10 protein-coding genes are annotated in these 22120 nt (G+C 60.2%); 5 read left to right on the forward strand and 5 right to left on the reverse strand.

Translation table 11 applies throughout. The annotated features are described in order from the left end of the window. Positions 1 to 16: 16 nt before the first annotated feature. Both ACWUI2_RS18255 and ACWUI2_RS18260 read left to right on the forward strand, forming a co-directional pair. Positions 17 to 1873 (forward strand): sulfatase, encoded by a 1857-nt coding sequence (locus ACWUI2_RS18255; protein ID WP_486984281.1) that lies wholly within the window; start codon positions 17 to 19, stop codon positions 1871 to 1873. Positions 1874 to 1889: 16 nt separating this feature from the next. After that, positions 1890 to 3401: an MFS transporter gene (locus ACWUI2_RS18260; RefSeq protein ID WP_486984282.1), complete on the forward strand. Its 1512-nt coding sequence runs from the start codon at positions 1890 to 1892 to the stop codon at positions 3399 to 3401. Positions 3402 to 3420: 19 nt separating this feature from the next. Here ACWUI2_RS18260 and ACWUI2_RS18265 read toward each other — a convergent pair whose 3' ends face one another. From ACWUI2_RS18265 to ACWUI2_RS18285, 5 genes are all read right to left on the reverse strand, one after another. Continuing rightward, positions 3421 to 4860 (reverse strand): arabinose isomerase, encoded by a 1440-nt coding sequence (locus ACWUI2_RS18265; RefSeq protein ID WP_486984283.1) that lies wholly within the window; start codon positions 4858 to 4860, stop codon positions 3421 to 3423. A 13-nt stretch (positions 4861 to 4873) separates the two neighbouring features. After that, the gene (locus tag ACWUI2_RS18270) at positions 4874 to 7987 is read right to left on the reverse strand and encodes a glycosyl hydrolase family 2 protein (RefSeq protein WP_486984284.1); all 3114 of its coding nucleotides are present in this window, start codon (positions 7985 to 7987) and stop codon (positions 4874 to 4876) included. Between the two features lie 103 nt (positions 7988 to 8090). After that, a complete protein-coding gene (locus ACWUI2_RS18275; RefSeq protein ID WP_486984285.1) occupies positions 8091 to 10373 on the reverse strand; it encodes a family 78 glycoside hydrolase catalytic domain in 2283 nt (760 codons plus the stop codon). Positions 10374 to 10419: 46 nt separating this feature from the next. Then, entirely contained in the window at positions 10420 to 13122 is a 2703-nt protein-coding gene (locus ACWUI2_RS18280) for an MGH1-like glycoside hydrolase domain-containing protein (RefSeq protein WP_486984286.1), read from the reverse strand. Positions 13123 to 13246: 124 nt separating this feature from the next. After that, entirely contained in the window at positions 13247 to 14341 is a 1095-nt protein-coding gene (locus ACWUI2_RS18285) for a LacI family DNA-binding transcriptional regulator (protein ID WP_486984287.1), read from the reverse strand. A 126-nt stretch (positions 14342 to 14467) separates the two neighbouring features. Here ACWUI2_RS18285 and ACWUI2_RS18290 point away from each other — a divergent pair, with 126 nt between their 5' ends. The 3 genes from ACWUI2_RS18290 to ACWUI2_RS18300 all read left to right on the forward strand — a co-directional run bounded on the left by ACWUI2_RS18290 (position 14468) and on the right by ACWUI2_RS18300 (position 22113). Then, complete coding sequence (locus ACWUI2_RS18290; RefSeq protein ID WP_486984288.1) at positions 14468 to 16483, forward strand: sulfatase-like hydrolase/transferase; 2016 nt, start codon at positions 14468 to 14470, stop codon at positions 16481 to 16483. A 65-nt stretch (positions 16484 to 16548) separates the two neighbouring features. After that, complete coding sequence (locus tag ACWUI2_RS18295; protein WP_486984289.1) at positions 16549 to 18213, forward strand: arylsulfatase; 1665 nt, start codon at positions 16549 to 16551, stop codon at positions 18211 to 18213. Positions 18214 to 18387: 174 nt separating this feature from the next. Next, the gene (locus ACWUI2_RS18300) at positions 18388 to 22113 is read left to right on the forward strand and encodes a sulfatase (RefSeq protein ID WP_486984290.1); all 3726 of its coding nucleotides are present in this window, start codon (positions 18388 to 18390) and stop codon (positions 22111 to 22113) included. Positions 22114 to 22120: the final 7 nt, after the last annotated feature.

Below are 22120 nucleotides of genomic sequence, written 5' to 3' on the forward strand. Positions count from 1 at the left end.
AACGGAGAAAAAACAGATGACGAACTGGAAAACATTTTTGGCCGGGGGAATGGCCCTTACCTTTGGATTTGGTGTGACGACATCGGGGGAAGTCCCGGAGCAACCCAACTTCATCGTCGTGTTGATCGATGACATGGGCTGGATGGACAGCGACCTTTATGGCTCCACCTATTACGAAACGCCTCATCTGCGGCGACTCGCGCAGGAGGGGATGATGTTCACCGATGCGTATGCCGCGAGTCCGCTTTGTTCCCCGACCCGGGCCAGTATCATGGTCGGTCAGCATCCGGTGCGGCTTCACATGACATTGGCGATTACCACCAATTCGACGTTCGAGCCAACGTCGTTGCCTCCGGAGAACGGGCGCTACACCGGCACCGTCGAGTCCCGTGACCATTTGCCGGCGGATCTGACCACCCTGGCGGACCTGCTCCGGGAGAACGGCTACCAAACCGCCCATATCGGGAAATGGCATTTGAGCCGTCCGCATACGTTTGGAGACGAGAACCGTAGGATCTACAACGCGGAAAACCGAGGCTTCGATTTTGTCATTGGCGGAGACCATCAGCCCGGTCCGCCCGATTATTATTCGCCCTACAGCCGGGCTCCACAAAACCGCGAGAATTGGGTCAGCGAGATCCGGAACCTTGAGGCGGGACCGGAAGGCGAATACCTGAACGAACGCCTCGCCGAAGAAGCCGTCAAATGGCTGAAGACGGCAGGCGAATCGGGGCGGCCATTCTTCCTGAATTTGTGGCATTACGCCGTGCACACGCCCGTCATTCCAAGAAAGGACCTGATGCCGAAATACCAGGCGAAGGTGGATCCGCGCGGCCTGCAGGATTGCCCCGAAATGGCGACGATGCTGGAGAGCATGGATGAGAGCCTCGGGATCCTGCTCGATTATCTGGACCGGCCGGAAAACCACCAGGTTCGGGACAATACTTTCCTGGTTGTCTTGTCCGATAACGGCGGGGTCACGCATCAACGCGTCAATGGCCGCCAGATTACCTCCAATCGTCCCCTGCGCGGCGGCAAGGCGAACACCTACGAAGGCGGGATCCGGGTTCCCTGGGTCGTTCGTTTCCCGGGGGTGGTGGAAGCTGGAACGGTTTCTGAAGAACCGATCGTCAGCACGGATCTGTTTCCAACGCTGCTCGATTACGCGGGGGTCGCCGCGCCATCGGAACATCCGGTGGACGGAGTCAGTTTGCGTCCCGTTTTCGAAGGCGAAACGGTGGGGGAACGCCCGCTGTTTTTCGACTTTCCCCATGTATTCGGAATCTTGTGCGCTTCGTCCACCGCGGTCCGGCTGGGAGACTACAAACTGCTCCGTTTCTATTGGGCGGGCGACGAACCGGGAACGCATTATCACGAATTGTACGATCTAAGACGCGATCCGAGCGAAGCGATCAATCTCGCCGCATACAAACCGAAGAAGGTGAGCAGGCTGAGTCAATTGCTGGACGAACACCTGGAGCGGACAAACGCCCTGATCCCGATCCGCAACGAGGAATTCGCCGGCAATCCCCGGACCCCTCGCAGTCACGAGGGGCAGCGAGGTTCCCGTCCCGCTTCCCTTCGGCTCTCCGAAACCGAATGGGCGCTGACGGAACAACGCGGGAGCCGGACTGTTCGACTTTTGGACCAGAACGGTAAACCGAGGACTACGAGCGCGCTCCTCCTGGCGGCCGAAGACGCTTCCTGGCTGGAGGTCGAACATCTCCCGGATGGAGCGGTCGAAATTCGCTGGAACCAAGCCAGGCGTGAGAATGATGACGCCGCGAAGGTGTTGTTCGGCTGGAGTGGCGGGCGGTCGCCCTGGGAAATCAACGACTGGTCCTTCGATCCGATCGAGCTGATGATCGAGTAAAGAAAATCGCCAATCTATGAGAACAGACGTCACCAGTCCGGGCACAACGAAAGGCTCCTCGAATAGGCTTCCTCTGCGCGAGAAAGTTTCCTGGGGGTGCGGCGGATTCAGCGAGCAGCTCGCCGCCAACGGACTGAACAACTTGTTCGTTCCGATCTATAACATCGGGTTCGGGATGAGTTCTGTTTTCATCGGTTGGGCCATCACGATTCCCCGGCTGTTCGATATGATTTCCGATCCCTTCATCGGGAATCTGTCGGACAATTCCCGAACCCGCTGGGGCCGCCGCCGTCCCTTTATTTTCGCCGGGGCATTTCTCACCGCGTTCGCTTTCGGGCTTTCCTACATGGCTTCCCCGCATTGGGGAAGCGTGGCGCTCTTCAGTTACGCGGTCGCCGCCTGTATCTTCTTCTACCTGATGTACACCATCTTTTCGATCCCGTTCACCGCGCTGGGATTGGAATTGGTGGAGGATTATGATGAGCGGGCCGATGTGCAGAAGTTCCGGCTGATTTTCGCGTCGTGCGCCACCTTTATCATCCCCTGGTTGTATAAGATATGCCTGGCGTTGGGGCAACATGTCCGGGATGTGATCGAGGGAGGAAGCACGGTTTGGTATGCTTTCGTTTTTCAACCTTTGGCCACGATGGCGGCGGACGAAGGGGTGGCGGTCGAGATCATCGGGGTTCGATACGTCGCGTGGATGCTGGCGATCGGCATCATCATTACCGCGTTGCCGGCTGCCTTGTTCACCAAAGAAAAGGTACATGTCGAGAGCACGCAGAAGATCAATCTCCTGCAATCGGGCCGGCTGGTTCTGAAAAACCGGTCGTTTCGAAGCCTCTGCCTCATGATTTTCCTGGTCATCTCGGGAATGTTTTTCATGGGAGTCCTGGTGACCTACGCCAATATTTTTCATGTATTCGGAGGGGACAAATCAACCGGGGCCACCTGGAATGGCTGGTATGGGACCACCAACGGAATTGTTTCGCTTCTGGCGACTTTCCTCATCCCGGTCCTGGTCCGGAAGATGGACAAAAGGAAGGTACTCCTGGCCGGTCTTTCGATGGCCTCGGTCGGGATTCTTTCCTCCTGGTTCCTGTTGAATCCGAATTTTCCGGCGCTCCAACTGATCCTCGCCATGGTGATCGGATTCGGAATGACCGCTTGCTGGCTCCTGAACGGAGCGTTCATCGCGGACATCTGCGACGAGGATGAATATCACAACGGTTATCGGCGCGAAGGGATGTTCGCCGCCTTTTTTGGTTTCGTCATCAAAATGGGATTTGCCGGAATCGCCTTCACTCTTGGCTACGTGCTAACCTTCATTGGATACGAAGCGGGCGGCGACACCATGACCCCCGAGACGATCTACCGGCTCCGCCTGTTCATCGCCCTCTGGCCGAGTTCCTGCCTGATCGCCGCGATCATCGTGATCAGCCGTTACTCCCTGACCCGCGAGCGGGTGAATGAGATCCAAAAAGAACTGCGGCGCCGCCGCGCGGGGATCGAAGGTCCTTCGGAGTGATTTCCCGCTCTCGCCGGGATCAGCCGCCGATCACCACGGTTTCCATTCCGAGCAGGCGACCGAGCCTCTCGATCTTGCCGGCGATACGGCCGACCCCGACGGCGCAGTGGTGGGCTGGACCCTGGGCGTTCCATTGTTCGATGAAGCTGCGGGCACCCATTGGAAACCGGTACCGGCTGTTCGTGTTTCCGATCTCCAGGATCGGACCGGGGACCGACTCGCCTTCCGAGACAAGGAACTTGAGCGAGCCATCCACGTATTCGACCACGGATAACAGGGTGACCGGACCGTGTTTGACGCTCATTTCGACGGAAAGGCCTTTGCCGACCTTCCCATGGTAGACCTCCAGCGGGCGAACTTTCGTTTTTCCGTTGGCGATGCGGATGTGACCGGGCCCGTCGTGTCCCATTAGGACCACGTCGTCGTTGTAGTCGACAACATAATACTCGGTAAATGATCCCCCGATGCCGAATGTATCCAAAATCTTCATCGCTTGCGCGTTTTTCACTTCGTATTCCCCGGCCACCGGGACACCGCGAGCGGTCAGGAGTGAGTTGCCGAGAATGACTGAGCTCATGAGGTCTTCGTGTTCGGGAATGCCCGTGCCCATATGGTAATAGGCCATCGACCCGAGGTCTTTGACTTCCACTAGTTTGTCGAGGGCTACCGATGTGGCGGCGGCGCGCCTCAACTCCGCTTCCGGGCAGTCGGCCTGGATGTCGAAGGTATCGCGGAATTCGGCTAGTTTTCTATCGATTTCCGCCTCCGAGACGTCCCGCCGGATGGCGGCCAATTCCTCGACCTCGACGATTTCCATGTGTCCGCCAAAGTAGGCCAATTGACGCGTCGTGTCGGTGTAGATATCGAGCATGCCGTTGTAATAATGCCCCATCAATCCCATCCGATTGTGGGCCAGCGTATGGGCGACGCGCGCGGCCTCGACCCAGTCGTCAATTTCCTGCCATGCGGGGCTGTCGTCAGCCAGGACCCCGGTCACCTGATGGAAGTCGATGCGGGCGCGATTGAATGCGTTGGCGATCTCCGGAACGGGACACGCCGCGCAATTGGCGAGCCATTCGCCCGTCATCCTGGTTCTGTCACTGAGCGCGTTGAAGGCCGAGTAATCAATAGCCGCAGCGGGTTGCAGATTGAGGATGATGACCGGGACCTTCGCCCGCTGCACGACCGGAAGGACCGTCGAGGAAAGCGCGTAGGTTGTCACATGTAGAAAAATCACATCGACGTCGGCACGCCGGAAGTCATGGCCGGCGATCATCGCTTTTTCCGGAGAGTCGATCAGGCCGAGATTGACCACCTCGACGCCGGGCCGATTCAGCCTGGCGGCCACGGATTCGATGTAGCCTTGGAGGCGCTCCTTCATTCCTTCGAACTGCGGCCAATAAGCCTCCAGTCCGATCCCAAACAAACCGATGCGAAGTGAATAATTTGTGTTTTTCATGATTGGAAAGGTATTATTGGATGGGTTTGAGCAGTCCCAATTCGAGCAAGTCATATTCGCTGCCGGGGCGGGGTGTGTCGATGGAGAACGCATCGTGCCGCCAGAAGACAGCCCATGCCCGCTTGCGCGGCTTGTTCGCCACGTGCCAGGGTCCCCACAGGTTCTTGGCCAAGCCGATGACCCGGAGTGTGAAGACGTCGCCACGCGTCGGATCGAGAACAAAGCGAACATCGGGCCCATAGGCGATCTGGTTGTGAGAACCATGGCGCAGTTCGATGGCAGCTCCGGCCCAGGAGGTTTTCGGCAATGAAATCTGGCTCTTGCCCGCGTCCGGCGGGAGGCGGAAGTGATAATCGACCGCATCATCATAAAAGGGAAGCCCCTGCTCCCGCCATGAGCCTGGGTCGATTGCCTTCGGGGCTTCTTCGATCGCGAAGCCGATCTTCGTCGGCCTCACGGAGAAATCACCGAGCAGATAAATCGCGTCGATTTCCTGGCGCACTTGAAATGGTGAACCTTCGATCAGGATTTCGTTGTCGCCGTGGCGAAGATGTATTCCCACGTTCACCGCGAGGATTCGTGGATCGCGCCACGAACGGGCACGGGCGAAGGAAACTCTTTTCCCATTGACCGTCACCTTCCACAAGTCGGGGCCTTCCACCGCAAGCTGGATTTTGGAAAGATCCGTCGGCTTTCGTATCTCGGCTCGATAGCTGATGATTCCTCCGGTCCCCTCGTTGAAGTGCCGGTCGCGTTCGACCAGGCTTTGGCCGAGTTGGACCCGGGCGAACCACCCGTTTGCGGCGATCCCGTGGGCGGTCCAGTAGCGTTGGTTGGCGCGATATACCGACTCGATCGGTCCTCCTTTTCCGCGCATTTGGAGGCGGCACAGGTCGAGAACCAGCACATTCGGGGCGACGCGTTCAATGCCCGTTAATTTCGGCTGGATGACTGGAAGAGAATCAGGGGTGGAATGATTTGGGGAAGACCGGACCGGTGAGGCTTTGCCGCGCCAGATGATCCTGGCTTCGGTCGGGGGAATGCGAATTTTCTCCTCCCCGGCGAGATCCCGTTCGGTTCCGTCCAGCGGATTGTAGAGGGCGACTCTTCGAGGAGATCCCGGAAAAAGCGCTACGCTTTCAAGGGGCTCTTCCGGATGCGAGTTGACGAGGATGAAGAGTTCTTCGTTGTTCGGGAGGCGACGATAAAGATGGGCCAGGCCGGTGGAAGGGCCCTCTGTGAACGCTATTCGCGGCGGGACCAGGCTCCCGAGGAGATCGAGCAATTTTTCAGTCCGGTCCACCCATCGGATCTGTGCTCGAAAATTCTTTTTCCACTGGGTCAATAAGCCGCTCGGTCTTCCATTGATTTTAATCGTTTTTGGCCGGATGCCGACGAGCATTCCTCCGCCGGTTAGGAAAGATTCCAGCAGCGGGACGGTCGCGCCGCGAAGGTTGGTCATGTGGGGAGGCCAAACGATCACGTCGTAGGCCTGCTTTCCAACGCGCAGCTTTCCTTTGGAGGCGGAGCCGGATTCCTCCAGGATATACTCGTCGCCGATGTCGAAATCGAAGAGGCGGTCGCTCATCGACTGGACGAGGGCGCCGATCTCCCGGCGCATGACCGTGAACGAGGCGATTGAATGATCCAGGTTGAGAGGGTCCTGCGTCGTGTCTTTTTGTACCGCGGTGAATGCGTCCGCCTTGCGCGCCCGGCAGTAACCGGTGGTTAGTGCATCCAGAAATAGGATACGGTTGTCGGGGCGTCCCAAGGTGGCGGCTTGCGACAGGCGGGCGAGTTCGTCGTTCAGTGGCTTCAGGTATTCGAACCACGATGACTGGTCACTGAAAAACTGCGGGTGATCCTGCTTGCGCGTTCCGCGCAACGTCATGAACGAATGGTGAGGAACGAACTGGTTCACTCCGAGGACGGCGAGATATCGCCCGATGCGAGCCCAATCCGCCGGGGTCGAATCGTGTCCTCCGGCTCCCCAGCTTTCGCACATGACCCGCGGCTTGCGGAATTGATTGGCGACGCTCAGCGCTTGTTTGAGGTAGTAAAGCGCGTGTGGCTCCTGTCCGGGAACGGCGGGATCGAAGTTCTGGGGATCGGAAAAATCGTGGCCGAGTAGTTCGAAGCACTCCAGGAAGTCCGTCCCAGGCCAGTCCTGGTGGGCGAGAATATGCATTTGCCCCGGCGTCGCATAGGGGACCGGCCAGTCATGTTCGAGGTAATGGCCCGTGAGGGAAATGCGGTTCTTCCTGCACCAATTCTTCAGAGGAAGCGCCCAGTTCCGCACCCAAAGGTCGTGGAGCAAGTCGTAGAAGTCATGACGCACTGGCTCGCTCCGGGGGGTGTCGAAGAAGAGATCGGCCAGACGGGGCGGGAGCTCGTAATCGTAGCGTTTCTCGAATTCCGCCAGAATGTAGGGGGTCAAATGGAGCCCCTTGCCCCAGGGGCCGTGGGTGGAGCCGGGGAGGTGGGGCTCGTCGGTGAAGATGCTTCCCAGCGTCGCCCAGTCCGCGTCGTTGAGCTCGGCGCGATATCGTTCGTGCGTCGTCTGCAGGAAGATCTCCACCGTTCGCGGGTCAAGGAGACTCACGTAGGAGCTCTCCGCATGGAACGGCATATTCGGAAAATCGTGCATAGCGAAGGCGATCCAGGGCGTGCCTGGCTCGACTTCTTCTCGTTTGAGCATCTGGCCGGGCTCTTCTCCATCCCAGTGGTAGAGCGAAAGAGCATCGTGCGGGATATCCCGGGGACCGGAGCCGGTCTCGGGTTGGACGTACCGGCTGCGGACGTCGGGAGCGAGAGCCAATGTCTTGCCGCCGGCGAAGCCGCTGGGATAGCTGCACTCGTCGTAGAGGGCTGGAACCAGCCCCAGACGGCGGCATTCGCGGACGGTATGCCGGATCAATTCGAACCAGCGTGGCGAGAGGTATTCGGTGATCAACCCGGGACGCGGATGCGCGTAAGCTCCACCAAAACCGACCCGTTTGAACCCTTCCAGCATTTCGGTGACCCGCGCCTCGCCGAGTTCGCCTTCGTGTTCTTCGTTGAACACAAGGAAAGGCCAGGGGCGAAACTCTTCGGATGGGGTCTGGAAAATTTCCTGCAAATGTTTCATGGATTATTCGGATGGAGTCTAAAAAGCTACGGGCACAATCGGCCGCCCCATGCCTTAAGGGGGGCGGTCATGTTCAGGACGGAAAGACGGGTGCCCATAAACATCACGCCGGGGAAGGCGCGGCGGTGGTGGCTGAGAGCGCGGCTGGACACCATCCCGCGACGTCCTCGTTAAGAATGAAATTTGCGTCTTCGGCGATCTTCCGGACTCGTCCGTCCGGCCAGCGCAACTTCAGCGGGCTTTCGGTGTGGATGGTGTAGCGGATTTCGGCATCGTCGCGTTGCCACTCGATCTTGATCCAGCCACCGGCCGGGTGGGGAATACGGCCCGATGCTTCCTGGAGGGATCCCGGTTCCAAGTGGAGATCGAAGTCTCCGATCGCGCGATCACTGCGGGTGTGGAGTCCCAGCAGGTAGCGTGACATCTGCCACGTCGGACATCCCGACCATTGATGAGCGTGGCTCCAACGGGTGTCAAAGACCTCAATCCAGGTGGTGCGTCCATCCGCAAGCATGTATTCGCCCCAGCATGACCGGAATTGGGAGAGCACGAAATCCATCCGTCCTCGTTCGATGAAAAGAGGCATGGCGTAATGCGCGAAGTAGGGGGTGATCAACCGGGCGTTGAACGCGGTCGGATCGTCGTTCCGCGGAGCGTCGGGATCGTTTGGAAAGCAGTTGAGAAGATGTCGTTCCAGGTAGTCGAGACCACCTGTCTCATCCTCAATCAATCCGAGCCGCATCGCAAGGACCGTGCAATGATAGCCGAGCTCCTCCCAGCCCGTCTGGAGGCGGCTTGCGAGACGTTTCAGTAAGAGCGGGCGCAGCAGTTCTTCGTGCGTTCTGAAAAGGGTCGCGTCGCGCCCGAGTGCTTTCGCCCAGCGGGCCATCGCCCTTAACGACCAAAGGTAATGAAGGTTGCATGCCGTATCGATCGGGCCTTTCTCCGTTTGGTATCCCCAGTCGACGAAATTCCATCCGGCGACATTGTGCAGGCCGTCTTCACGCCAGAATGCCCGGATCGCTTCCATGTTTCTGAGGGCCGCGGACCAAAGTTCCTGCAACAGTCCGAGATCGCTGGTCAGACGATAATAGTCGACCACTGCGACCGACCATTGGAACGCATAGGTAGGGAGGTAGATACAGCCGCCAGGTGACATGCCCGCGACCAGGCCGTCCTCCCGGGGGCAAAGTGCCGCCTGAATTAACGCGCGCCGGCAAATGCGGGTATCGTGGTAGGCGACCGCCGCGATGTCGGAACCGACCGATGCGACGTCGCCGATCCATTGGCCGCGCTCGCGTGTCGGGTTATCGATCAAGGCATCTTCAGCGCAGGCGCGGTAGGTTTCGATGCCGACAGCCCAGATTCTCTCCAGCAAAGGATCGCCACACGTGAAGGAGGCTTTCGAGGGAGCGTGGTAGCAGCGTTCGAGAAATTCCTCTTCGAGGAACGAGACCCCCTCCTTGACATTGACAATGTGGATTTCCAAAAAACGGCCGCCTTTGGGAGTAATCGGTGAAAAAAACTGCTCTCCCCCTCGCGCCACGTAGCGGTCGAGGTTGCATGACGTCCCGGCGGAGAGCGCGATGTAGGGACTGACTCGTCCTTCTGTCAGAGACTCCGCCATCGCCATTTCGACGACAGCGCCCGCTGGCAGTTTCAGCCGGAATCGGGGACGGCCGAGCCGCACCCGTCCGAGGTCGTATCGCCGCCAGATTCCTTTTGCCGGCAAATTAACGCAGGACCGGTCGCGGGAGTGGAAGACGAAGGCCGGTTCGTCGGTCGCGTATCCAAATACATTTGCCAAGGGACCCTCGTCCTCTGCCGAAAGCTCATGAACGAAGGTGCGCACAGTTCCGAGTTCGGCCGCGACAGGCTCCGGCAAAATGGAGGCATCCCAAACTGGGGTTCGCCATTGACTGTCATCAAAATCCGGTCGCTCCCAATCCGTCGGTTCAAGGCGTGTGTCGCGCCATTCGATCCAACCGAGCTGCGGATTGATGCGCCGGGTTTGCGATGCTTGCGATTCGAGCGGGAGGCAACGCCATTCGATGGCGGAGGGTGAGCCATCCACCAGGACCCGGCACCATAGGAAGGGCGGCGTATCCTTCAGGATGCGGGTCTCGATGCCGATATGGTGGGCGTGAAACGCGATCAGATGATCTCCGGCATCAAGACGCACCCGCTCGATTTGGTATTCCGGGCGGTCGAGGGCGAAGCGTAGCGGCCCTTCGAGAAACGGCTCTCCATTCATCCATGCCTGATACCAGGAGGCGCCGACAACCTGCACCGTCACTTCCGCGGCGGCAGCTAGGTTGAACTTGCCGCGAAAGAGCGAGTAACTGTCGGGGAGGGGGGAGGCGTGTGACCAAAAGGAATTTTTCATGTTTTTTCACGCCGGTCCGATCCGGCTGGATTTGTTTCGAACAGCATCAGTTACGGCTCCGTTCGATGCGTAGTTCGGCGAATTCTCCCGCAGGGAGTATAAACTCCCGATCGACGCGGGAGTCCAAGGGCTTACTTTCTCCGCCGGAAGTGATGATCGCCGCTTGCCAATTTCCTTTGGGAAGGCGAACCGTCAACGGTTGGTCCACCTCGCCGGATTCGACGCGAAACGAGACTTCGTCGGCCGAGAAGTCAACATTGAACAGGAGATCGCGAAAGGCGATATTGGTTATGCCGAAAGATCGGACGTCTGTCGGCAGGCGAGGGTGCAAGTCGAAACCATCCGGACGTGGAACGAACCCGAGAAAGCCGTCCAGCGCCACGGCGGGCACCAGCACGCTTTCGAAAAACTCCTCGTCGATCCCCAGGCCGCCCGGAGTTCCTCCGCCCTGCAGGGTTCCTCGGCCGGGCACGTCGTAATAGGCGCGTTCGCCGCCGGCCTCTTCGATGTCGCGATACCAGGCGAAGATTTCCTGCAGGCGCTCCCAGGCGCTGTCGGGTCCCACGTGCTGGATGCGGGTCATCAGGTCGTGGTAGGTGAAGCCGAGCACCGCGCCGCCATCCTGGACCTGGTCGCCGAAGGCGAGCTGCTCCGGCATGAACCAGACGTATTGGTAATATTCGATGTTTCGTTTCGTGCTCGAACGGGGACCAAAGCGCCAGCGGTAAATATCCTCACCAGTCGAAGTGTCGCCCTCAACGATGCGCTCGCCGTCGAGCCAGGCCAAAATCTCTCTCGTCTGCTCCTCGCTGGCGAGCCCGTAAAAGATCGCTTCGTTGTTCACGAAGGTGTATCCATAATCTCGAAACCGGCGTTGGTCGTCGATCGGGGCGAAGCGGCCGGTCTCCTCGTTCCAGAAAGTCGTCTGGAACTGTTCTCGAACCCGCGCCGCGAGTTCGCGCAGCGAGGACGCATCCAGACCAGCCGCCGGCGGACCCGCCTGCACCTCCGCCGATTCGGCGAGGTATTCCTCAACCTCGGCCATTTGCTTGAGCGCGGCGTAAAGATAAGTGGTGCCGATCACGTCGTCCCCCCCAAACGGCATCAGGTCCCAGTAGTTGCCGCCGATGCCGACGCCGTAATGAATGATCTTCTCTCCCTCGGGAGTGATTTCCAGCCCGCTGCGGCCGTCATGTCCGACCCAGGGGCGACGGATCACGCCGGTCTCGCGCACCGCGAACTCGGAGAGCATGTAATCGACGGCGAGTCGCATTTTCGGGAGGTTGCCCAACAGCCAGTCGCGATCTCCGGTCCATCTGAAATAGTCGGTCGCGGCGATCAGGTAGTTGGGATTGTTGATCGGATGCCTGGAATCGACCGCCCCGAAGATCCGTTGCACGGTCACCTCTCCCGGAACGGGATTGCCGAACTCGACGCGGAGCCGGGTGAGGCGTCCTTCCGTGCCGGTGACTTCATGCACCGGAATGTCGAAGTCCTGAATGGGAAACCGGCTGGCGGTGGATGTGCGCGGAAACGGCATGCGCCCCGGGAGTCGTTCGCCCGCCTCGGTCACCAAGGTCCAGGAAAGGTGCGGGTCGCTGCCTTCGGGAAGGGCGGAGGCATCCCAGATGACGCGAATGAACGGGCTGACGAAAGCATCCACGTCGAATTCGGGGGATTCGATCCAGGCATTCGGTTCATCGAGCCTGATTTTCCAGCCTCTTTGCGGGCTCAGCTCCAACGACTCGGCCTTCCACAGCCGCCATTCGTTGACGACATCCACCAGGTTCAGCCCGAACTCCGGACCATACGGCTGGCCGGCGAGCGTAAAATAAAAACTGAAGCTCCGGCCCTGCTCCGGCAAGGGGAAGGGCCAACCCTCGGAATGCCCCAGGCCCGGGTGCTGATGACAGGAGACGTAACCTTCCGGACTGAGCAGCGTGTTGCCGATTCGGTTGGCCACCCGCCGGCGGGTGGGGGAGTCGCTGACGGGAGAGGCGTCGCCGACCCAGAGCATGGCCCGCGGCAGCCAGGCGATCGCGTAGGTGCCGGCGATGTCAATATTCGAAGCCGGATGAAACCGCCGGAGCATATCCGTAAGGGCGGAGACATCTGCGCCCTCGGCCGAAAATTCCGAAAAGATCGGTTTTTCGCCTGGCGGCAGGCTAAGCCCCCACGGATAATCGCCGTTTTTCCCGAACGCGCCGGCCGGAACGGTTGGAACTTCCCACTCTCCACTTTCCCAGTTACCGGTCGGTTCTTCCATGGCGGTTTCCCATTCGGGACCGGACAAAATCTTCACATTTTGCGCGGCTCCCGCGAGCGAAATGTCGAGGGTCACCAACAGGCCGGCCGGGCTGGGGCTGAAATTGTTGGCCCGCACGACGATCGTGTTGGCGCCCGGGGAGAGCAGCGCGCGCACTTCGCTCCGATGAAGCGGGTTCCAGCCTTCGAAATCCCCCACCTTTTCGCCGTTCACGTAAACCCACGCGCGATTGTCGACGGCGACATCCAGGATCGCTTTCTCGATTTCTGCTCCGGCGGAAAGCTCGAAGCCGCACCTAAAGAAAACATCGCCGGCAGGAGCCCAGGCGGTGGCATCCGGCACGTCGGGCGACCAGATCCAGCGGGGCTCATCGACGGACGCGGCTCCAGCAGCCGTCAGGCCGAGAAGGAAAGTGCCGCCCCAAAGGAAGGCGAGAACGAATGAGTGAGGAAGGACGCGGGAGGTGTGGATCGAATGAGTCATGCTGATTAGCGAGAATGGAATGTGTAGTTTAACTAATAGGTTTTAGGTTCAAAGGGGGGTCGTTGTCAACGCCATTAGGTCGAAAATCGTCGGGGCATCCCGCGGGCCACCGCGGAAAGACAGATCAACCTCCGGCGGTCGTGCGCCGGATCAAAACCTCGCAGGAGGGGATGGCCACGTGGACCGGCGGCTTCTCCCGGCCTTCGATCAGGTTGATCAGAATCCGTGCGGCCGCTTCGCCCATTTTCTTCACCGGCTCCCGAACCGTGGAAAGGCCGATGGCGGGGTGGCCGGACATCGGCAGGTCCTGCAGACCCATCACAGCGACATCGTCTGGTACGCGAATTCCCCGGTGCCCCAATTCCTGCAGCAGTGGGAGGGCCAGCGCGTCGTTCATGGCCAGAATCGCATCTGGGCTCGCTTCCTCTCCTCGTGAAAAGAACTGATCGACACCTCGCCGCGCGATCAAGTCGTGATCTAAATCGGCCGGAGGCATCGCGATCCATTCCTTCTTCACGGGAAGATCGTGGTCGCGCAACACCTGCGAGTAGGCTTTGAAACGATGCAAAGCGCCGATGCCCGGGTAATCGAACCCCAGGAAGGCGATTCGCTTCCGGCCGATCGCCACCAAATGTTGCATCGCGGCACGGGCCGCCGCCTCAGAATCCCAAACAGCCGAGCTGACTTCTTCCAATCCCGTCAAGACCTCGGCGAACAGCACCAACGGAACGCCCGATCTGACGATTTTCTTGTAAACATCTTCACCTCCAGGCAGCGGAAAGGCTATGATCCCTTCGTCCCGCCGACCGAGCGAAGAGAGAAGCTCCTTGCGATTTCTTTCCGTCTCGAACGAGTGGATGGCGACAAATGGCACGTGTCCGGTCGCATCAAAGACACGGCGCATGCCCTGCATCGCGGCTTCGGCGAAATCGAGCTTGAAGTTGCCCAGAACCACGCCGACCACCCCGCTGCGCTTCCTGTGGAGCGAACGGGCGAACGGATTGGGAATGTAATTATATTTTTCGGCGGCGGCGCGCACCCGCTCCGCGGTTTTCGCGGCGATCTTCTTCTCCTCCGCCAGCCCGTTGAGCACAAACGAGACCGTTGTCGGAGAGAGGCGAAGTTTTTTCGCCAACTCCACCGAAGTGATCGGGCGCTGAATCGGGTCCTCCGCCCTGGTGACGCGCCCGTTTTCCTTCCCGTTGGTCTTTTCTTTCATCCCTAAAAGTGTTTAGTTGATTCGGCGGATATGACAAGCCTGGATTGCCGCGAGATTGCCCGGTGAGTGCCCGGTGAGTGGTCTCCAGCCTTGACTTGTTCCTTGCAAAGAGAAAGGTTTCTTGCCATGCCGCCGACGCCATCACGAACGATTGCCGCCGCTCTCGCCGTGGTTTTCTGTCTGGCGAATGCGAAGGCCGATTTGCGTTATTGGCACCCGGTCAAGGATCTTGAAGACGTCCGCCTTGAAGGTGAGGTCCTGAAGGGGCGCTCGACCGGGATCGCTCCGATTTTCCAAACGGACGCGATTCACCTCGATGCTGAGACGGTTCAGCGAATCACCGTGGACATGCGCTCGCCGGCGTGCGGTTTTGCCGAAGTTTTTTGGCGGAGCGCCAGCACCGGCGGCATGTCGCCTGCCCGCAGTGTTCGGGTATCGGTGGCGGGAACCGGCGACTGGGAGACGCTCCACTTCGATGTTGGCACGCATTCCCTGTGGGGACCGGCCCCGATCGTCGGGCTGCGGTTCGACCCGATTAATTCAGCCGGCGTCGAGTTCGAGATCCGGGCGGTCTCCTTCGGTGCCGCCATTCCCCGGCGCTCGCTGGCCGAGCCTCGGTCTTCCGCTCGCCGGAGCCGCGCGTCCGATGTCGCGGGACGCCCGAACTTTTTGATCCTGCTGACCGACGACCAGCGATGGGACGCCATCGGCGTCAATAATCCGGACCTCGCAATCGAGACACCGAACATCGATCGCCTCGCGACCGAGGGGATCAATTTCGTCCAAGGCTTCGTCACTACTCCGATTTGCGCCGTCTCCCGGGCCAGCATACTTTCCGGCCGTTATGCGCGCAATGCCCGGATTCACTGCTTTCTCATTCCTTTCCCGGACGATGTTTTTCCGACCACGTATCCGGCGGTGCTCAAGGAGGGCGGGTATTTTATCGGCCAGCTCGGGAAATACGGCGTCGGCGCGACTCGCGAGCAGCAGGCCTTTTTCGATTTGTTCGACGGCGACCTGGCGCAAGGGGAGGCTTTTAAGGATTACAACGGGGAGTTGCTGCACGATTCCGAATGGTTGACCCGACGCACGCGGGATTTTCTCGAAGAGGTACCGGATGGCGTGCCGTTCGCTTTGCAGGTCAATTACAAGGCCCCGCACCCCTCCGCCGCCGTCGCCCCGCAGGACGAGGCCACACTGGCCGGGGTAACCTTTCCGCGGGCGGAGACGGACACGCCCGAGGACGCGGGGACGCTGCCCCGGGAGGTGCGACGGGGGTTGGGAGCTTTCGCCTACCCGAGCGACTTTGGTGACGTCGAGCGGCGCAGCCGTTGGATCGGCCGCTACCTCGAAAAAATCATCAGCGTCGATCGGTCGGTTGGCGCGATCCTGGCGGAGTTGGAAAAGCGCGGCCTAGCGGATAACACCGTCATCTTTTTCCTCTCGGATCACGGCACCCATTTTGGCGAGAAGCAGTTGACGGGGAAATGGAGCCCCTACGAGCCGAGCCTGAAGGTCCCGTTTCTCATCTACGATCCTCGGGCGCCGGAGACCGCCGGGACGATTCGCGAGGAGTTGGCATTGAGTATAGACATTGCGCCGACGGTGATCGACCTGGCTGGCCTGCCTGTGCCGGAAGGCGTCGACGGGGCCAGCCTCGCTCCGTTCCTCCGCGGCGAGCCTCCGGCGGACTGGCGGGAACACTTTTTCTTCGAGCACTTGACCGCGCCGGCCATGATTCCTCGTCCCTTGCCGCGTAACATGGGAGCGCGCAGCGAGACGGAAAAATACCTGATCTGGTCGGATGTTGATCCGCCATCGGAGGAATTCTACGACCTGGTGGCTGACCCGATCGAGCGCTTCAATCTTATCGAAACGACTCCAGAGCGCGCCGACCGTTTGCGTCGCCTATTCAACCAATGGCAAGAGGAGAATCCCGACAACTACGACTTCATGCCGTATTCCCACCGTTCCCAATCCGGCGCTCCCGACATCGACTGGCAGAGACTCAAGGCCGCCCATCCGGTACCGTACGCACGGATCGAGGCCGAAATCGAACGGCGGGGCGTGACCTGGGAGGAGGCGTTGGAAAATCCCGAGCTGCGGTGGGAGATCGGTCTCGCCGCCCAGTGGTTTTATTGAGGAACCTGACAGCATGGGGCTGGAAACTCGCCGTTATTTCGCGTGTCAGCGGAGCGAACAGTTTGATGAAAACCCATATACTCTCGCCTGTCGCTTTTTTGCGCCCCCTGTTTCTGGTGGCGGCTTTCCTTTGCGCGATCCGTGCCGGCCTTTATTCGGCGGAGCGGCCTGATATTATCTTCGTTTTGCTGGACGACATCGGCTATTCGGACGTTCGTTCCTACGGCGGGGAAATCGAAACGCCGACTCTGGACCGCCTGGCCCTGCAGGGGCTTCGTTTCTCGAATTTTTACAATGCCGCGAAGTGCGAGCCGACCCGCGCATCCATCATGTCCGGGCAGCATTGGCCGGTGGCGGGACTCGGTCACAAGAATGGCATGACCGTGGCCGAAGCCATGAGGAAAGCCGGTTACGCGACCTTTGCGATCGGCAAATGGCACCTCGACGGCAACCCGGTCGACCGCGGGTTCGACCGCTACTTCGGCCATCTCGACGGCGCCTCGCAGTATTTTCCGCCCCTCAGCACCGCCTTTCGCCTCGATAGCGAACCGTTCACCACCAACGACCCGGATTTCTATGCAACCGATGCGATGACCGATTACGCTATCGCGTTTATCGAGGAGAGTCACGAACGGGATCCGGACAAACCGTTTTTTCTCTACCTCGCTTACAACGCGCCGCACAATCCTTTGCAGGCGCCGCGCGAGGACATCATGCGGTATCGCGGCAAATATCTGAAGGGATGGGACCGGATCCGCCAGGAGCGCTATCGGCGGATGGTGGAGATTGGGTTGCTCGATCCGGAGACCGCGCCTCTTTCGCCCAGGCCGGCGAACGTTCCCGCCTGGGACAGCCTGACACCAGAGCAGCAGGACCTGGAAGACCTGCGAATGGCGGTCTATGCGGCGATGGTCGATCGCGTGGATCGGAATCTTGGCCGGTTGCTGGAGGCGATGGATCGCCTCGGCCGGAGCGAAAACCTGCTTTTTCTCTTCATGAGCGACAACGGCGCCTCACCGTTTTGGAGGACCGACGAGATCATGATCGCGCAAGGCAAACTGCCGGGCGATCGCGAGTCGAACTGGGAAATAGGCCTCGGATGGGCCAACGCCAGCAACACGCCCTACCGCCTCTACAAGCGCAACAATCACGAAGGCGGAGTGAACACGCCATTCATTGTCTGGTGGCCGGGCGTTATCCTGAACGGCGGAGAATGGATCCGCCAACCTGGACATGTCATCGATTTGATGCCGACGTTTCTCGATGTCGCCGGCGGCGAGTATCCGGAGCGTTTCGGAGGCAGAGCGAATCCGCCCCTTCACGGGCGTTCCCTGGCGCCGCTCTTTCGCGGGGAGGAGAGGGAACCGCACGAGGCTCTCTACTTCCTGCTTTACGATCATGCCGCCATCCGAATGGGCGATTGGAAGCTGGCCCGCGTCGATGGCCATCCGTGGGAGCTCTTCGATCTTTCGATCGACCGGACCGAGACCAGGGACCTCGTCGCCGACAGGCCGGAGATCGCCCGGCGTCTGGATCAGGCTTTCAACCGCTGGCTGGAGGCGGTTGGGATGACGGCGTACAGGAAACCCACCCCGTCGGCGGATCGTCGCGACGACCGGGGCGCGGGCGTCCCTTACGTTCCCTCGGCGATGCCGGAGGAATTAAAGGGTCGTTATCCTTTTCCGCCAGGCGCTCACGGCAATCGCGAGCTTCCCTCTGAAGTACGTTGACCGCGCGAATACAATCGCTCCGCCGTGGGCAGGGCCGATCCCCGGTAATATGGTTGTTTCGCCTTGCCACAGGAGAGCGTTTCCGCAACGCTCGGGAAAGGACCGCTTCTTGGCCTGAGCATGACCTCCCCATCCTTCAATCGCATTCTCTTACGCTCTCTGACTAAAACGTTTGTGTCTTTGCTGGCAGTCGGTGGCGGAACCATATCGGCGGAGCCACTGAACGTGATTTTTATCATGGCCGACGACCTCGGGTGGAGCGACACCACGCTCTACGGGACGACGGAATTATTCGAGACCCCAAACATTGAGCGGTTGGCGGAGCGAGGGATGACCTTTACCCGCGCCTACACGGCCAGCCCGCTCTGCTCCCCAACTCGCGCGAGCATTTTGACCGGCCAGACTCCGGCTCGCAACGGGTCGACCGCCCCGCAGCATCATCTGGAATTCGTGCGCCTGGAGGCCAGTGTCCAGGCGACCGCTCCGGCTGATCAAAAGGTATTGCCGACCGTTTCGGTCACCCGGCTCGACACCACCTGGCCGACGCTTGGCAAACAGCTTCAGGCGGCGGGAGTTCGGACCGCTCATTTCGGAAAGTGGCACCTGGGCCGGTCCCCATATACCGCGCTCGAGCACGGCTTCGAGCTCGATCTTCCCCATTGGCACGGTCCCGGCCCCGCGGGCGGGTATATCGCGCCCTGGGGCTATCCGAATTTCAGTCCCAACTATCCCGGCGAGCACATCGAAGACCGGATGGCTGAAGAGGCGGTCAACTGGATGCGAACGGTGGCGGACGAGCGTTTTTACCTGCAGTACTGGCAGTTCTCCGTGCATGGCCCGTTCGAGGCCAAAGAGGAGTGGATCGACTATTACCGGACGAAGGTCGACCTCGACTCCCGGCAACGTTCTTCGACCTATGCCGCCATGGTGCACTCGCTCGATGAGGCCATCGGCACAATCCTCGACGAGGTGGACCGGCTCGGCATCGCGGACCGGACCGTCATCGTCCTTTTCTCGGACAATGGCGGCGACATGTTCACGGAAATCGCGGAAACGGATTCCGACGGCCAGCCGTATACCGCGGTCCCGACCAGCAACGCTCCATTGCGCAGCTCCAAGGGGACCATCTGGGACGGGGGCGTGCGCGTGCCGATGGTAGTGGTCTGGCCTGGCGTTACTGAGCCTGGCAGCGTCACGGACGCCCTAATCCAAAGCACCGATTTTTATCCCACCTTTATCCGCATCCTGGGCGCGGATTTGCCGGAGGATTGGCCGATCGACGGGGTGGACTTCACCTCAGCGTTGGAGGGAGAGGCATTCGATCGCGGGCCGATCTTTAACTATTTTCCCCATTCGCCGCCCGCGCCTCCAGAGCAGTTGCCGCCCTCCATCTCCGTTCACAAAGACGACTGGAAACTGATCCGGCTTTTCCACCAGGGGGACAACAAGGAACATTCCTATCTGCTCTTCAACCTGGTCGAGGATATCGGTGAGCAGAATAACCTGGCGGCGGCCCGCCCCGACCAGGTGGCGCAGTTGGACGCCTTGATCGAGGCGCACATTCTGGATGTGGAGGCCGTGGTGCCGTTGCCGAACCCGGCCTACTGGCAGCGAAGCATCTGGACCGGCGAAACGAGTCCGAATTGGAGCGATCCCGGCAACTGGATCCAAATGCCGGAGAGCGGCTCGAACTTGATCTTCGCCGGCTCGAACAACACGGAAACCTGGAACGACTTCGCGCCGGGCACCGCTTTTGGCACAATATTCTTTGAGTCCACCGTCTCCGCGTTCACCCTCCGTGGAAACAGAATCGCCAGCGACGATATTAGCGTGACTGTCGATCCCGACGTCCCGCTCACCCACGCGATCGAGCTCGATATCGTTCAGACCGTGGGGCAGAGAATAACCACCAGCGCAAACGGTTCCCTTCACCTGAGCGGCGACCTGTCAGGACCGGGCAACCTCAATAAGCATGGCGAAGGACTGTTGTGCCTCACCGGAAACAATTCCTTCGACGGCGTCCTCCAGGTGATCGCAGGTACCCTGGTTGTCAATACCATTGGAAACGCCGGCCAGAACAGCGCCATTGGCTCCGGGAACCGCTTTCGGATCGGACACGGAAACATGCCCGGAACGCTGATTCTTGGAAGCTCTACGGTGGCGCAGGCGACTGACCGGTTTATCTTTGTCGGGTCGAACACGGCGGATCACACCGGCGGCGGAACATTTCGCAACGACAACACGGATCCCGCCCGCACGATCGCCTTCACCGGCGGGATTTTCAACGCGTTGCAAGGGAACGTAAACCGCGACCGTTCGCTCACCCTGGGCGGTAGTAATGAAGGAATGAATACGATCGCCGGCGTCATCCAAAACAACAATGCCGCGAGCGCCGTGCGCTTGCGCAAGGAGGGCACGGGGCACTGGGAGCTCGCCGGAAACAACACCTTCAGCGGAGGACTGGAGGTCAACGGAGGCACCCTGGTTCTGGCGGGAGAGCAGAGCTACGCGGGCGGCATCGTGCTCAATGCCGGGGGCACGCTGAGCGTATCCGCTCACTCAGCCAGCACCGGCAACCTCGCCGGCCAGGGCAACCATATTCTCTTTGCCGGCGGCACGCTCAAGGTGACGAGTTCGGCAACCGAGCACTTGAACGCGGGCGCGGCTCGCAATTTCATCCTTGCGGGCGACGCCATTCTGCACGTCGAGGCCGGCCGTAACCTGCAGTTGCCGGGAACGACCGATACGGGCGGCAAGGTGACTGGCGTTGGCGACGTCACAGTCACCGGCGGCGGTCGCTTCACGCCATCCAACGTGCAAAACGACTTCACTGGCGCCTGGCGGATTCTTGACGGTTCCTCGGTGTCGCTGTCCACCACCTTGATCCAGGGGTCCAACGGGCGGCTGGGCCATCCGGCCAATCCCGTTTTGCTGGATGGCGGCGCGCTCGTTTTTTCGGGCTCGGGTATCGGGGCCGGCAATACGCATCATCGCTCACTGGCCTTGGGGCCCGGCGGGGGAACGTTCATTGCCGGACATGCGGACGCGCAGAATCCGACGATTACCTGGGCGGGCCCGGTGACCGGCGAGGGCGGCCTGATCAAGGACACCTTCAGCACCTCCGGCGATCTCGGGACGCTCGCCCTGACGGGTGCCGGGAGCTACGCGGGAGACACCTGGGTCAAGGCTGGAATCTTTCATTTGGGCGAAAACGGATCGCTGACGTTTTTCGTTGGCGGGGCGGGGGATTGTAACCGGATTTATGGTACGGGTAACGCCCGCCTCGACGGTCGCTTCGATTTCGATTTGTCGGGGGCGGGGACTGCCGAGGGCGATTCGTGGATCATCGTCGATGTGGAAACCCTGACGGCGACCTTTGGCGAATCTTTCAGCGTGTCCGATTTCAGCGACGAGGGAGGCGGGATCTGGACCCGGGTGGCGAACGGCGCTGAATACGGCTTTTCCCAAAGCACCGGTGTGCTGTCGGTCATTGTTGGGGCGCCGGTCACTTTCGATGCATGGATTGCCGGCTTTGACTTGCCCGAAGCGGATAGAGGATTACTGGCGACGCCGGCCGGTGACGGGGTTTCCAACCTCATAAAATACGCGCTCGATTTGAATCCCGCGATTTCCGCCGCAGGCGCTTTGCCACGCGCCCACATTGTCGGGGAGCCCGGATATCTTGAGATAAAAGCGGTCGTCCGGACGAACGATCCGGCGCTCAGCGTCACGGCCGAGGCCTCGGCCAACCTGGCGAGTTGGGGGTTGGACGTTGTGGAGGTGACCGGTGTCGATCAATCGGAAGTCCCCGCGGGTTTCGAGCGCCGCGTGTGGCGCGGTTCTGCCAGCATCGATGGGAGCGAGCGGCTGTTTTTGCGATTGAAAGCGACTTTGGAATGAAGGCTGC

Source organism: Verruconatronum alginivorum (assembly GCF_056590205.1).